At 39.7% G+C, this 14,202-nt stretch carries 13 protein-coding genes and 2 tRNA genes; 9 read left to right on the forward strand and 6 right to left on the reverse strand.

The genetic code is table 11. The features are described from left to right. The first annotated feature begins 52 nt into the window (after window positions 1-52). The 7 genes from ACFSR3_RS02965 to ACFSR3_RS02995 all read left to right on the forward strand — a co-directional run bounded on the left by ACFSR3_RS02965 (window position 53) and on the right by ACFSR3_RS02995 (window position 8,045). Window positions 53-517 (forward strand): hypothetical protein, encoded by a 465-nt coding sequence (locus tag ACFSR3_RS02965; protein WP_379819652.1) that lies wholly within the window; start codon window positions 53-55, stop codon window positions 515-517. 227 nt (window positions 518-744) lie between these two features. Next, window positions 745-2,742, forward strand: coding sequence for a GAF domain-containing hybrid sensor histidine kinase/response regulator (locus ACFSR3_RS02970; RefSeq protein WP_379819653.1), 1,998 nt, complete (start codon window positions 745-747; stop codon window positions 2,740-2,742). A gap of 96 nt (window positions 2,743-2,838) precedes the next feature. Further along, a complete protein-coding gene (locus tag ACFSR3_RS02975) occupies window positions 2,839-3,207 on the forward strand; it encodes a response regulator transcription factor (RefSeq protein WP_114757789.1) in 369 nt (122 codons plus the stop codon). Beyond that, the gene (locus tag ACFSR3_RS02980) at window positions 3,204-4,427 is read left to right on the forward strand and encodes a YaiO family outer membrane beta-barrel protein (protein WP_379819654.1); all 1,224 of its coding nucleotides are present in this window, start codon (window positions 3,204-3,206) and stop codon (window positions 4,425-4,427) included. Before ACFSR3_RS02975 ends, ACFSR3_RS02980 begins: the two co-directional genes overlap by 4 nt. Beyond that, window positions 4,428-5,273 carry a HEAT repeat domain-containing protein gene (locus ACFSR3_RS02985; protein WP_379819656.1) on the forward strand — a complete coding sequence of 282 codons (846 nt, stop codon included), beginning with the start codon at window positions 4,428-4,430 and terminating at the stop codon, window positions 5,271-5,273. Further along, window positions 5,260-6,690 carry a glycosyltransferase family 2 protein gene (locus tag ACFSR3_RS02990; protein ID WP_379819657.1) on the forward strand — a complete coding sequence of 477 codons (1,431 nt, stop codon included), beginning with the start codon at window positions 5,260-5,262 and terminating at the stop codon, window positions 6,688-6,690. The genes ACFSR3_RS02985 and ACFSR3_RS02990 overlap by 14 nt, the downstream gene beginning before the upstream one ends. Window positions 6,691-6,818: 128 nt before the next feature. Beyond that, on the forward strand, window positions 6,819-8,045 hold the full coding sequence (locus ACFSR3_RS02995) for a multidrug effflux MFS transporter (RefSeq protein ID WP_379819658.1): 1,227 nt from the start codon (window positions 6,819-6,821) through the stop codon (window positions 8,043-8,045). Between the two features lie 2 nt (window positions 8,046-8,047). On the opposite strand, the gene ACFSR3_RS03000 is transcribed toward ACFSR3_RS02995, so the two are convergent. The 6 genes from ACFSR3_RS03000 to proS form a co-directional block, all read right to left on the reverse strand. After that, complete coding sequence (locus ACFSR3_RS03000) at window positions 8,048-8,578, reverse strand: AidA/PixA family protein (protein WP_379819659.1); 531 nt, start codon at window positions 8,576-8,578, stop codon at window positions 8,048-8,050. 152 nt (window positions 8,579-8,730) lie between these two features. Further along, window positions 8,731-8,985 carry a hypothetical protein gene (locus tag ACFSR3_RS03005; protein WP_379819660.1) on the reverse strand — a complete coding sequence of 85 codons (255 nt, stop codon included), beginning with the start codon at window positions 8,983-8,985 and terminating at the stop codon, window positions 8,731-8,733. A gap of 301 nt (window positions 8,986-9,286) precedes the next feature. Then, window positions 9,287-9,541, reverse strand: coding sequence for a 30S ribosomal protein S20 (rpsT, locus tag ACFSR3_RS03010; RefSeq protein WP_169521470.1), 255 nt, complete (start codon window positions 9,539-9,541; stop codon window positions 9,287-9,289). A gap of 35 nt (window positions 9,542-9,576) precedes the next feature. Continuing rightward, window positions 9,577-9,648 (reverse strand) — tRNA-Glu (locus ACFSR3_RS03015). Window positions 9,649-9,669: 21 nt separating this feature from the next. Next, window positions 9,670-9,741, reverse strand: a tRNA-Glu gene (locus ACFSR3_RS03020). Between the two features lie 82 nt (window positions 9,742-9,823). Next, window positions 9,824-11,296: a proline--tRNA ligase gene (gene proS / locus ACFSR3_RS03025; protein WP_379819661.1), complete on the reverse strand. Its 1,473-nt coding sequence runs from the start codon at window positions 11,294-11,296 to the stop codon at window positions 9,824-9,826. A gap of 100 nt (window positions 11,297-11,396) precedes the next feature. On the opposite strand from proS, the gene ACFSR3_RS03030 reads away from it, so the two are divergent. Further along, window positions 11,397-12,488: a hypothetical protein gene (locus ACFSR3_RS03030; protein WP_379819662.1), complete on the forward strand. Its 1,092-nt coding sequence runs from the start codon at window positions 11,397-11,399 to the stop codon at window positions 12,486-12,488. Between the two features lie 65 nt (window positions 12,489-12,553). After that, window positions 12,554-14,074: an OmpP1/FadL family transporter gene (locus ACFSR3_RS03035; protein ID WP_379819663.1), complete on the forward strand. Its 1,521-nt coding sequence runs from the start codon at window positions 12,554-12,556 to the stop codon at window positions 14,072-14,074. The last annotated feature ends 128 nt before the right edge of the window (window positions 14,075-14,202 follow it).

Here is a 14,202-nt window from a genome sequence, read left to right on the forward strand (position 1 = left end):
TGTCGCAGCATTAACCGATAATACGTATGCCCAACAGGCCGTTGAAAACAGTATGTCAAAACTTTTGTCGGACAGAAATGTTTCGTCAATAAAAAGTATGGATGTATTGCCTCCTAATTTCAGAAAAACAGCCGAAAAGAAAGACAAAGAGCTTGTGGTTCAAAAAATGCGTGAAAAAGGTTGCGATGCAATCATGACCATTGCCCTTATTGACGCTAAACACGAAACCCGATATGTGCAGGAAAGTACCCCATACTATCCTATTGGAGTTCCATATTATGGAGGGTTTGGTACTTACTATATGTATGGTTACGATAACTTCTACTCTCCCGGTTATTATACTGATGATAAAGTATATTTCCTTGAAGCCAATGTATATGATGCCGCTACAGAAAAACTTGTATGGTCGGCACAATCTAAAACTTACAACCCATCATCTATAGATGATTTTCTTAAAGGTTATGCAAAGGCACTTTCAGAACGCATGACCTCTGACGGACTGATGCTTAAAAAATAATAATTACTAAAGCCGGATATTCCGGCTTTTTTCATGCTATTCAAAAGTTAGATCCTATTTCGCCGCACTCAATAAATCAGGACATTATTTATTAAAATCCGGCTTCATTTTTTTTACTTTGTTCATTTATTATTTAATTAATATATTTGAATGGAAACTAAGGCGATGCCAGCTCCTTACAGCTTTGCCTTTTGTTACCATTTATCCAAACAAAATAAAATTTACAGATGCCTGATACTAAATTCCCTATACCTCCCAATGAAAAGGAAAGGCTGGTAGCTTTAAGGCGCTATAATATCATTGACACTCTTCCGGAACAGGAATTTGATGATATAGCCCGACTTGTGGCATACATATGTGATGTTCCGGCAGCCCATGTTTCTTTTATCGATGAGAAAAGGCAGTGGTTTAAAGCCACTGTTGGGTTTGACGCTACAGAAGTAGAAAGGGATACCACATTTTGTCAATATACCTTAATGGATACAGACATGTGGGTAGTGCCGGATGCTACTAAAGAACCAAAGCTTATTGATAACCCTAATATTTATGATGGGTTCAAAGTACGCTTTTATGCCGGTATACCACTTACAACTCATGATGGTCATAACATTGGTACCATTTGCGCTATTGATCATATAGTACGTGACATTAATGACGAGCAAAAAAATGCCCTTAGGATTTTAGCGCGTCATGTAATGAGCCAGTTAGAACTCAGAGTAAGAAATACAGAACTCGATAAGCAAAAAGAAATTGCCGAATTGGCTATTTATGCAAAAGACAGCTTTCTGGCAAATATGAGCCATGAGATACGTACTCCGCTAAATGCTATTATCGGGTTTACCGAACTGATAGGCAAAACAGAACTTGACGCTACCCAAAAAGAATATATACAAAACGTACAGACAGCAGGTGAAAGCCTTATGCTGATAATTAACGATATCCTTGACCTTTCAAAAATAGAATCAGGGCAGTTAATTATCGAATCGCAACCTTTTAGTTTGAGAAGTGCACTTAAGCATACTTATGAGCTAATGAAGGTAAAAGTAAGTAATGCCATCGAGTTTAATCTTTTCCTTGATGCCGATCTTCCGGATATGGTTATGGGTGACAGAGGCAGATTAAATCAGATACTTACTAACCTTACCGGCAATGCCATTAAGTTTACTCAGGAAGGCGACATTACCATTTCGGTTAAAAAAATAACCGAGAATGATAATTCATACACCCTGAGGTTTTCGGTAAAAGATACCGGAATAGGGATTGCTGAAGATAAGCTTGAAACTATTTTTGACCGCTTTACCCAAGCCGAAGAAAGCACCACACGCCGATTTGGCGGTACTGGTCTTGGCCTTAATATTGTTAAGCAGCTGGTTGAGCTTCAGCATGGTGTCATCAATGTAAAAAGTACCTTTGGCCGAGGATCTGAATTTTATTTTATACTAAGCTATAATAAAGTTTTCACTCAGGAGAAAAAAGTACAAAAAGCAGAACAATCTATTAAAAAGCTTAAACACTTGTCGGTATTGCTGTTTGAAGATAATATTCTTAATCAGAAACTTGCAAGAAGTGTAATAGACGAGTTTGGTTTTGACCTTGACATTGCTAATAATGGTGAAGAGGGTATCGAAATGTTCCTGAACAAGCGTTACGATCTGTTGCTTATGGATTTGCAGATGCCGGTTAAAGATGGTTACCAGACTACAGAATACATTCGTTGTGAACTAAAGTCAGACATTCCTATCATTGCTATGACGGCTCACTCACTTGTAGGCGAACAGCAAAAATGTTTCGACATTGGCATGAACGGCTATGTGCCTAAGCCTTTTAAACAAGTTGAGTTATTAGGCGAGATTAACAGGGTAATGAATAAAAAACCTGCTAAACAATTTAAGGGTATTGACCTGTCTTATCTGCTGGAGATGTCTTGTGAAGACCAGAATTTTGTTAACGAAATGATTACTCTTTTTGTAAACAAAGTACCTAACGAAATTGATTTGCTCGAAAACGCTATGGATAACAAAGATTATGATGCAGTGAGAAAAATTGCGCATAACATGAAATCGAGCTTACCAATATTCAAACTGGATGACTTACTAAAGGATCTTACTCTTTTAGAAAAGCAGGCTATAGACACTAACTTTACCGATGAGGCTGACGAGAAGATGAACAAACTCAGGAAAGGCCTTACCGATACAGTTGTTAAATTAAGCAGCTACAAAAGCTAAATACTTAGCTATTTAGACATAAAATCCATATTTTTAGATTTCGCACTTTAATTTTAGCAGGATTAATACGTTTTCCTGCAACTAATTTTAGTTATTATGAAAATAATCCTGGCCGAAGATAACGACCTTTTAAGAAAGTCATTGTCTTTCTTTTTAGAATCAAAAGGCTTTGAAGTCAACCAGTTTGCTGACGGACGAGAAGCCCTTGAAGCTATAAAGAATAATGACTGTGATATTATCCTTACCGACATTAACATGCCCGGAATAAGTGGTATGGAAATGACACAATATGTCCGCATTACGCTCGGGCGCCAAACACCAATAATAATATTTACATCATCAGGCATTGAACAAACCGAACTCGATGCCTTTGATATTGGAGCCAATGATTTTATGGCGAAACCCATAAGCCCATCGGTATTGCTGGTAAGGATTAATAAGCTTCTTAAAGAAAATAACAGATGAAAATAATAGCTTCTTTGCTCATAACATTGTTCGTATGCCAGTTTTCCTTTGCTCAGGATATTGATGAGGCATTTAAACAGGTAAGGGAAAAAGCTGAGAGTAAAAAGTATAACGAAGCAATCGACATACTTGACAAACTTGAATCAGCTTATCCCGGCAATGAAGACATTATTGTATATCAGGGAAGGGTTTACAGTTGGAAAAAGGACTTTGCTAAAGCTAAAAAAACACTGCGACCACTTACTGACAGAAATAGTCCTAACGTTGAAGCTCTTGAAGCCATTGTTAATACGACCTATTGGTCGTACGATTATGATGCCTGCATTACTTATTGTGACAAATATCTTGCGCTTAATCCCGGTAATTCCGACATTCTTATTATCAAAGCTACCTGTCTTGAAAAAAAAGGGATGGACAAAGAAGCGCTTGCAACTCTCGACCAATTACCTGCTGATTACACCAATAATGAAAGGGTAACCGGATTAAGAAATATCATTTCCCGCAAAAAGAAAAATGCTATTGCGGTATCTTATCTTAATATTTCGACTTATGATCCGGGGGAATCCCCTACCCATTACGGTTATGCTGAGTACCTTAGAAAATTTACAAAATCAACACTTATAGGTCGTGCTAACTTTGGTTATCGTCATGGTGAAGGCGAAGCGCAACTTGAAGCTGATTTTTACCAAAAATTCAATAACCGAAGCTATTTGTACACCAATGCCGGTGTATCGCAGGGTGAGATCATTTTCCCCAAAATACGCCTGGGAGCAGAATATTATTTTGTTCCTCAGGGACAGTTTGACTTTTCTCTTGGCGGACGCTATATGCATTTTGAAGATGATGATGTTGAACTTGCCACCGGACAGGTAGCCTACCGATACCAAAATTATACGCTTGCTTACAGGCCCTACTATGACATTCAAAACAATTTATGGTCGCATGTATTGAGTCTGCAGCATTATGATGAGGATAAAGAAAACCTTATTCGTCTTGAAGGACAATATGGCACAGTACCTTATCTGTATATCTACGACAGTTCAGTATACAGTATAACATCAGAACCATTAAGAGCCTACAGAGCAGGAATACAATACCAACACAGGTTTGGCGAGTCCTTTTTTATCCGCCCGGTATTTCTCTATGAGTACGAAGAATATTATCCGAGTTCGTACAGGCACAGATTTAACTGCCAGCTAATATTGACAAAACGATTTTAAATGGAACACATTTGGAACTCATATAAATCAGGTATATGGCTGGACACTATCCTGCTGTGGCTTATACTGTTGTTTATAGGTATAGCCGGTATGCTATTCCTTTTTATAATCGTTATCAGGTCGGAAAAAATAACCCGAAGGAAAAATTATGACAACTATAACGCAGTTATAGAAACCATATTTATGCATGTAGTTTTTGCAGGACGCTCCTATGCTTCTATAATAAGCGACCCAGAGTACAGCCAATACTTTAAAATTAAATACTTCCGTAAACAGCTGATGAAATCCATCATCAACATGCATCAAAATTACGACGGTACTTCTGCAAAAATACTGGAGTCTTTTTATTTTGAATCCGGTTTGATGGAAACCTCATTAGCTAAACTAAAAGACCGTGAAATGCATGTGGTTTGCAGCGGTATTCAGGAACTTGCCGAAATGAAAATCACTAAAGCTTTCCCTCTACTTGTTAAACTCTCACAATCAAGAAGTAAAGAAATAAAAATTGCCGCTATTAAAGCCTGTACCAAACTTAATGGCAATAAGGGTATTGTACACCTTGCGTATCATAAAGATCCTATAGATATGTGGGAACAGGTAAATATTGTAAGTGCCTTTAAACGCAATTATGTAGAAGACAATGATGAAATAGAGTTATTACTAACTTCAGGGAACACAACCGTAATCAGCCTTGGGCTAAAGATTATTCATACCTTAGAGCTGGCGCGCAAATTACCTTATGTAGTAGATTTAGCCGAAAATGCACCTAACGAACAGATTAAGTTCGAAGCCCAGGAACTACTTCTTTTTCTAACAACAAAAAATCAGGGAGATGATCGATTTTAATTCTGAAGTATCAGCGTTTGTACATATTTATCTTCTCCTGATTTTAGGATATGCCGTATTTATCATGTCTTCCTACCTGATACTGGCTTACCTTTCGGCAAAAGAATTACGCAGCTACCTTAAACGCAATAGCTTTGTTGATTATGAAGTACTGCTTTCCAGCGAATATGCTCCGGCACTTTCACTTATTGCTCCAGCCTATAATGAGGGCCTGACGATAAAAGAAAATGTACGATCGCTACTTTCACTAAACTACAATAACTACCAGGTAATACTTGTAAATGATGGCAGTAAGGACAATTCAATGGAAATTCTTATTGAAAGTTACGAATTGGAACCTGTTAATTTTAGGTACAACGGGCAGATACCCACAAAATTGATACGTAAAGTTTACGCCTCTAAAAATGCAGCCTTTAAAAAACTGATTGTTGTAGATAAGGAAAACGGTGGTAAGGCCGATGCCCTTAATGTAGGCTTAAATATTGCAAGTAATCCTTATGTGGTTTGTATTGATGTTGACTGCATACTGGATAAAGACTCCTTACTAAAACTCTCTAAACCGTTTTTAGAAGGCAACGGCAAACGAGTAATTGCTACCGGAGGTGTAGTTCGTATAGCGAACCAATGTGTTATTCGTGATGGCCGACTTGTAGAGGTAAACATTCCGGATAATATGCTGCCAAGAATTCAGGTGCTTGAATATTTAAGAGCATTCCTCTTAGGGCGCATGGCATGGGGACATCTCGATGGGCTACTGCTTATTAGTGGTGCTTTTGGCGCTTTCGATAAGGAAATCGCTTTACTGGCCGGAGGTTATGATACTAAAACCGTAGGTGAAGACATGGAGCTTGTAGTTCGTATGAGGCGTTATATGCTCGAAAACAAAATGCCTTATACCGTAAGCTACATCCCCGACCCTCTTTGCTGGACGGAGGCTCCTGAAACAAGATCAATATTTGTAAAGCAGCGTAGCCGATGGATGCGTGGCACCATCGAAACCCTATTGTTGCACAAAAAAATGTTCCTGAATCCTAAGTATAAGCTTTTAGGTATGATTAGCGTTCCGTATTGGACGTTTTTCGAATTCCTTGCTCCATTTATTGAATTTGCAGGAATCATTATTACTGTAGCCTTTGTGGTATTAGGTATACTTAACTGGCATTACTTTATACTAATGCTGTTGTTTGTTTATACTTTTGCCGTGATGTTCTCTGTACTGGCACTCTATACCGAAGAACGCACCTACCACAAATACAGGAAAAGAACAGACTTTGCAAAAATGCTGATGGCCGCTTTTATAGAACCCATCTATTTTCACCCAATAACAGTATATGCTGCATTGAAAGGTTACTACGAAAAAGCAAGAGGCAAAAAGACCTGGGGCGAAATGACCCGTAAAGGATTTGCTAAAAAATAAATACTTCAAAAAGCATCCGCCGTGGCAGATGCTTTTCTTTTTCTATGTTATAAAATCCCTAATAATAACATTGTGGTTCATTAATTCCAATCGTAGAAGCTACCTTTGCAAAAAGTTCCGAAAACATCATGACCAAACAAAAATATATTACACTCATATTGATATTAGGTTTCTTAACTGCCCTGGGGCCTTTTTCTATCGATATGTACCTTCCCGGATTCTCGGCAATTGCCGATGACCTGAACACCACGGTAAATAATGTATCGCTATCGCTATCAAGTTACTTTATCGGAATATCAGCAGGACAATTACTTTACGGTCCGTTATTAGACCGCTATGGCAGAAAACGACCATTATATATAGGACTTACTGTATACCTGTTAGCATCTTTAGGTTGTGCCGTTACTAAAAACATAGATATGTTTATCGGACTTCGTTTTATTCAGGCTGTGGGTAGTTGCGCCGCAACTGTAGCTGCAATGGCAATGGTACGTGACCTCTTTCCTGTTGAAGACAGTCCTAAAGTATTTTCACTTTTATTGCTTGTATTAGGGCTTTCGCCAATGCTTGCACCTACCATAGGCAGTTATGTGATAGCAGTATGGGGATGGCATACCATATTTATTATACTTGCAATTATGGGATTTGCCGTATTGCTTGCCTCCCGTTTTGGGCTACCGCATACCCACAAACCTGACCCCTCAATATCACTAAAGCCAAAACCTATACTAACAGGTTTTGCCAAAGTGCTAACCACACCCCAATTTTATACCTATGCAGTTTCGGGAGCCGTTGCATTTTCGGGTCTGTTCACCTATGTAGCAGGTTCTCCCCTGCTGTTTATGGATATCTTTAAAGTATCTGGGGAAACTTATGGATGGATATTTGCCCTTATGTCGGTTAGCTTTATAGGTGTCAGTCAGTTCAACTCATTATTGTTGCGCTGGTATAAAAGCGAACAGTTAGTATATATAGGTCTTTCACTCCAATTAATCATAAGTACTGCTTTTTTAATAGCAGCAATAAACAACTGGCTGGGATTGTACTCTACCATAATAATGCTGTTTCTTTACCTGGGGTGTCTTGGATTAACCAATCCTAATACTGCAGGATTAGCACTTGCACCATTTTCTAAGAATGCGGGCAGCGCTTCGGCACTATTGGGCGCTTTGCAAATGGGAATGGGCTCACTGGCATCTATGGCTGTGGGAATACTGGTAAAAGACTCTATGGTACCAATGGTGGCTATCATGGCTTCAACCACACTAATAGGACTTGGTATTCTGCTAATAGGAAGAAAAAACATTAAAGAGTTTGCCCAAAGTGATAGCTCAGACACTATCATAGCGCATTAAAACTATTCCACTTCGAGTTTGAGCTGGTCTGTGTAAAAAATTCCGTGAAGTCCGTAAGTACCATCTGGCTGCAGGGTATAAACCGAAAAACGTATCTCCAGTTGTTCTGTGCCTTTACGGCGTATCATAGCCATGAATTTTTTTCCTTCAGGTATTTTATGTTTCTCCCCTTCGGATTCGATTCCATCATTGAAAGGCTGAATGTCGAGCCTTCCAATCATAGGACTCACAGAAAACAATTGTACACACTCCCTGGCAATATAATATTTAGGTTCTGCAGCAAAAACAATTACATCAGCGATCGCCCCTTTCAGAACAAGGTTTCTGGTATTGTAACCCGTAACCACCGATCTCATATCGGCTAACATTGAAAATGCACTTCCATCGATGCGCACAGGGCTTTTTTTATTTAGCGCGGCATCAGGAAAATTAGTGAGTATATATTGGGTATCTATAATAAAAGTAACGGTAAGTAGTCCGGCATCAATTGCATTCAGTTCCATGGCTGGCGGTATTTGGTAGTCTAACATCATCTTGCAACACGTTTATCTGCAAAGATGATTTTTAATCAGACACAAAAACCACGTAGAAATACCTGATTTTAGCAGCTTGTAAGTTACTAGCCGATGGTGCGGATTACAAATCTGCGGTTTCCTTACGAGATATTCATTACATATCCGAACTATTAGCTATCGGGAGTTCTTATCATTCTAAAACTGCCTTTATATTTATAACCAGAAAGCAGTATAGTATCTTTTGAATAGCTTACTACTTTATATTCTAATCTTGGCCCGAGCGACAACAAACTATCCTTTTCTCTAAAATACCATGTCAATTCTTCAAATCCCTCCTTCTCATCGAGAGGAATATTCTCAGTAAGAACCTTATATTTATCATAGGTTTTATAATTCTTATTGTAAGACCTATGATAATATATCAATACATAATTATCATCCTCCAAAGCTTCGAACCACCAAGTCTCATCTTTTCCACCTTCCGTAAGAAGGTTATTAAATTTGATATTGTTATTTCCATATTTTCAACTTAATAACAATATCACGCTTAAAAGTAATATGTAATTTTTCATATTGTATATTAATGAGGTCAGCAATAACTGTGTAACATGTGTTTGCAATCCGTACAACTCAAACCAAATCTAATAAAATATATGAACTATCACCAAAACAAAAAGCTCTCCGTGTTTACGGAGAGCCTTGTATATTGGATTGTTGTCTTTTAGCTTATGCTAGAGAAGCAACGTGTTTAGTCAATTTAGACTTAAGGTTTGAAGCCTTGTTAGCGTGAATGATGTTTTTCTTAGCTAATTTATCAATCATTGAGATAACTGAAGATAATTTAGCAGCAGCCTCACTTTTCACAGTAGCTAAACGTATTGCTTTGATAGCATTACGAGTAGTTTTGTGCTGATATCTGTTCAACACTCTCTTCTTTTCGCTAGTTCTGATTCTCTTTAATGCTGACTTGTGATTTGCCATTTTCTTAACTTATAAACTTGTTAATGTTGTAATTGTAGTCCGTAGGGGAATCGAACCCCTGTTACCAGGATGAAAACCTGGCGTCCTAACCCCTAGACGAACGGACCATTGTATTCTCAAAATTTCAGTAGCCCGTGGGGGAATCGAACCCCCCTTACCAGGATGAAAACCTGGCGTCCTAACCGATAGACGAACGGGCCATTTTGTTTCTCTATTGCGGTTGCAAATGTACAACTATTTTTTACTTCCGCAAGAGTTGAAACAAAAAAAATGAAAAAATTTTTAGTAAGCCCTTGCAAACAGTACCCTTCCCGCGCTTGGAGCACCTGTTAACACACACGTACCCAGCTCTTCAACTCTGTCTAATGCAATACAACGAATTGTTGCCTTTGTTAGCTCTTTTATTTTTTCTTCTGTCTCAGGAGTACCATCCCAGTGTGCAGCCACAAATCCACCCTTGTTATCAAGCACGTCTTTGAACTCCTCAAAGGTATTTACTTCTGTTATATGCGAGTTTCTGTAGTCAAGTGCCTTATTGAACAGGTTTGCCTGAATTTCGTCAAGTTTGTCCTGTAAATACGTTACTACATCAGCAGCAGCTACAACTTCTTTGGTAAGTGTATCTCTTCTTGCTACTTCAAAAGTACCATTAGCAAGATCGTTTGGACCTATAGCCACGCGAAGCGGTACACCTTTCAGTTCATATTCATTAAACTTCCATCCCGGCTTTTGGGTAGTCCTGTCGTCATACTTAACCGAAATGTTTAATTTTCTCAGCTTAGCTACTAACTTGTTTACTTCTTCTGAAATAGCTGCAAGTTGATCGTCGCCTTTATATATCGGTACGATCACCACCTGTATTGGAGCTAGGTTTGGAGGCAGTACAAGTCCGTTATCATCAGAATGCGTCATTACAAGCGCACCCATAAGTCGCGTAGACACTCCCCATGATGTTGCCCATACATAATCCTGCTTACCTTCCTGGTTGGTAAACTTCACATCAAAAGCTTTTGCAAAGTTCTGCCCAAGGAAGTGTGATGTACCTGCCTGTAACGCTTTACCATCCTGCATAAGCGCTTCGATACAATAGGTTTCTAAAGCCCCTGCAAAACGCTCATTAGCTGTCTTCACCCCTTTTACAACCGGAATAGCCATAAAGTTCTCAGCAAAGTCAGCATATACATTCATCATTTGTTCTGCTTCTGCAATAGCTTCCTGTTGTGTCGCGTGAGCCGTATGCCCCTCCTGCCAAAGGAATTCGGCAGTTCTTAAGAACAAACGTGTTCTCATTTCCCAGCGCACTACGTTTGCCCACTGGTTAACAAGTATAGGAAGGTCACGGTACGATTGTATCCATTTCCTGTAAGTATCCCATATAATCGTTTCTGATGTAGGCCTTACAATAAGCTCTTCTTCAAGCTTAGCTTCAGGATCTACTTCTATAGACCCGTCTTCGGCTGTTTTCAGCCTGTAGTGAGTAACAACCGCACACTCTTTAGCAAAACCATCTACGTGGCTTGCCTCTTTGCTGAAATACGACTTGGGTATAAATAAGGGGAAGTAAGCATTTTGGTGTCCTGTTTCTTTGAACTTCTTATCAAGTTCAGCCTGCATTTTTTCCCATATTGCATAGCCGTATGGCTTGATAACCATACATCCCCTAACCCCTGAATTTTCAGCAAGGTCTGCTTTTACAACCAGTTCATTATACCATTTGGAATAATCTTCTGCTCTTGTAGTTAGATTTTTACTCATTTTAAATAAATTGGCACAAATATTGTTTTACTTTTATATATAATATAGTTCAGCAAAACTAACTATTTTTGAATACTTCAACAATAAAAAAAGCAAAGCCATGAAAACTAATTACTTCAATATCCAGCGATTTTCCCTTTACAGCCTATTGGGAATCTTAGGATTGGCTATTACCTCCTGCAGTTCCTACCAAAACACCTCGTCGCATGACAGTGATGGCGTATACGGATCTGTACCGCGCGACGCTAATGGTAATCCTGTATATAAATACAATGACGGCAATGTAACTTATTATAGAGATGGCGAAAATTCAGGCCAGAACTATTCAGCTTATTTCAAATCATTACAAAACGAATTTCCTCTTCCGGAAAACACTAACGACTCGATTGATGCAACAACAGTACGCACTGAAGGTTATGCCGACAACTACAACTCTTATCCCGGATGGGGTGAAGAAACCAGCAACACTACCGTAAATATCTACGGAGGCGGTTATGGAGGCTACGGCTACGGAGGTTGGGGGTACCCTTACTACGGAAGCTATTATGGCGGCTGGGGTCTTTCCTTAGGTTGGGGAGGCGGCTGGGGCTGGGGTCTTGGCTGGGGCTATCCTTATTATGGCTACGGATGGGGTTATCCATACTATGGCTGGGGTTGGGGTGGATACCCTTACTACGGCGGATATTATGGCGGTGGATACTACTACGGTGGTGGAGGCCATTACTACAACCCACGTTCTACAGCATATTATGCAGGTAGCAGAGGTCAATACTATAGCGGCAGCAGAGCAGGTTCAAGAGCCTCTTACGCAAACAGCAGAAGTGCATACAGCAGCAGCAGAAGCAGTGCCTACTCAAGAAGCAACAGTAGCAGAAGTATCAACAACGTAAATGGCAGTAGCCGATTCAATACAGCTGCACGCGGGTCTTCAACGGTACGATCTTCAGGAAACGTTTATCGCAGTGAAGGAAATTCAAGAAATAGCTACAACAATAGCCGCAACTCTTATAACAATTCCTCACGCAGCAACAATACTTACACTCCTTCAAGAAGCAGCGCGCCAACAAGAAGCAGCAGCCCTACTTTTAGTACACCATCACGCAGCAGCGGTGGTGGCAGCTTTGGAGGCGGACGCTCAGGTGGCGGCGGTGGCGGCGGCTCTCGCGGTGGCGGTGGAGGCCGTAGAGGATAACACAATACAAGGTCCCCATGTTACGTTTAAAGAGCATGGGGATTTTTTAGCTAAAAATCAATGTTATGAAAAGATATTTACTTTTTGCAGCCTGCTTAGTTTCTACAGGTATTATGCAAGCTCAGCAAACACTAAATACTGCCGAAAACGCAGTACGTTACACTACAGATAACCTAACAGGAACAGCCCGTTTCCGAGGAATGAGCGGCGCAATGGGAGCCGTAGGTGGTGACCTTTCCGCCATGACCATAAACCCTGCCGGAGCTGCAATATTCAACTACAATTCCGGTACTGCTTCATTATCATCTTACAATGTAAACAATAAGTCAAATTATTTTGGCAATACCGAAAAGGAGAATTACAACAACTTTGACCTTAATCAGATTGGTGCCATTTTCGTATTCAACAACAATAACGAAGCCGCAACAGTACGCAAATTCACTCTTGGCTTTAACTACGAAAACAACAACTCTTTTTACAATCGCAGCTTTTCGCGTGGCGTTAATACCCGCAATTCGATAGACCAATATTTCTTAAGATACGCTAACGGTGTAGGCAATGAAGGAGCCATATCTCTTAATACACTTAATAATGCTTATTTTGAAAATTTAAGCTACAATGACCAGCAAGCTTATTTAGGCTACAATGCTTACGCTTTCAATCCCGGAACTGATCCGAACGGACCGGCATATGTAAGCAACATTCCACAGACTGGAAATTACTACCAGGAAAACTATACTGCCACATCAGGCTTTAACGGAAAAGTAGCTTTTAACTTTGCTGCTCAGCTAAAAGAGCGTCTTTATTTAGGCATTAACCTGAACGCCCATTTTACCGATTATATCGAAAACACCACCTTTTACGAAGATCCTAACAACACTTCAGGTGCAGGAATGCAGGAAATACAGTTTGACAACCAACGTTACACTTACGGAGGCGGTTTTTCATTCAACCTTGGTGCAATATACAAGTTTACCGAAGCTTTCAGGGCCGGTATAGCTTACGAGTCTCCTACCTGGATGACATTACGTAATGAAGTTTCGCAAAGAATAGCTTCTTATTGCCCTGAATGCGACCAGAACAGTACTGCTTCTAATTTTGTTTTTGACCCTGCAACAGTATTCGTTTATGACAGATATACTATTAAAAACCCGGCTAAATGGACTGCAAGTGCAGCGTATGTTTTTGGAAAAAGCGGATTATTAAGTGTTGACTACACACTTAAAGATTACAGTAACACCGAATACAAAAGCCATGGCTACGGCACTATTAACGATCAGCTAAGCAGCACACTTGATCTTGCCAGCACGATAAGGGTTGGTGCAGAATACCGAATTAAACAACTTAGCCTTAGAGCCGGTTACCGCTATGAGGAAAGCCCATATAAAACAAGCAGAACAATTGGCGATCTTAACGGCGCTACCGGAGGTATAGGTTATTCTTTTGGAATATCAAGACTTGACCTTGCATACTCATGGTACCAGCGAAGTTATCAGTCACAAATGCTTCCAACAGCTTTCCCCGACAGTGCACGCATCAAAAGCACCAACAATAACATAACGCTTTCTTATACCATAGACCTTTAATTTTCATCTTACATATAAAGGAAAAGAAGCCGGTTCTCCCATGAGGTCCGGCTTTTTTAACACCCTTATGCGAAACTTAGAAGACTAAACCCCACACAAATAGAAATAAATGCTTAATTTTGCACTCC

Origin of the sequence: Flavobacterium suzhouense, from assembly GCF_042684765.1 — a bacterium.
Lineage (GTDB): Bacteria > Bacteroidota > Bacteroidia > Flavobacteriales > Flavobacteriaceae > Flavobacterium > Flavobacterium suzhouense.

Excerpts from the sequence above, each read along its gene's own strand:
- ACFSR3_RS02980 (WP_379819654.1), top strand. The coding sequence starts at position 3,204 with ATGAAAATAATAGCTTCTTTGCTCATAACATTGTTCGTATGCCAGTTT.
- rpsT (WP_169521470.1), bottom strand. The coding sequence starts at position 9,541 with ATGGCAAATCACAAGTCAGCATTAAAGAGAATCAGAACTAGCGAAAAG.
- ACFSR3_RS02985 (WP_379819656.1), top strand. The coding sequence starts at position 4,428 with ATGGAACACATTTGGAACTCATATAAATCAGGTATATGGCTGGACACT.
- ACFSR3_RS03000 (WP_379819659.1), bottom strand. The coding sequence starts at position 8,578 with ATGATGTTAGACTACCAAATACCGCCAGCCATGGAACTGAATGCAATT.
- ACFSR3_RS02975 (WP_114757789.1), top strand. The coding sequence starts at position 2,839 with ATGAAAATAATCCTGGCCGAAGATAACGACCTTTTAAGAAAGTCATTG.
- ACFSR3_RS02965 (WP_379819652.1), top strand. The coding sequence starts at position 53 with ATGTCAAAACTTTTGTCGGACAGAAATGTTTCGTCAATAAAAAGTATG.
- ACFSR3_RS02995 (WP_379819658.1), top strand. The coding sequence starts at position 6,819 with ATGACCAAACAAAAATATATTACACTCATATTGATATTAGGTTTCTTA.
- ACFSR3_RS03035 (WP_379819663.1), top strand. The coding sequence starts at position 12,554 with ATGAAAAGATATTTACTTTTTGCAGCCTGCTTAGTTTCTACAGGTATT.
- ACFSR3_RS02970 (WP_379819653.1), top strand. The coding sequence starts at position 745 with ATGCCTGATACTAAATTCCCTATACCTCCCAATGAAAAGGAAAGGCTG.
- ACFSR3_RS02990 (WP_379819657.1), top strand. The coding sequence starts at position 5,260 with ATGATCGATTTTAATTCTGAAGTATCAGCGTTTGTACATATTTATCTT.
- proS (WP_379819661.1), bottom strand. The coding sequence starts at position 11,296 with ATGAGTAAAAATCTAACTACAAGAGCAGAAGATTATTCCAAATGGTAT.
- ACFSR3_RS03030 (WP_379819662.1), top strand. The coding sequence starts at position 11,397 with ATGAAAACTAATTACTTCAATATCCAGCGATTTTCCCTTTACAGCCTA.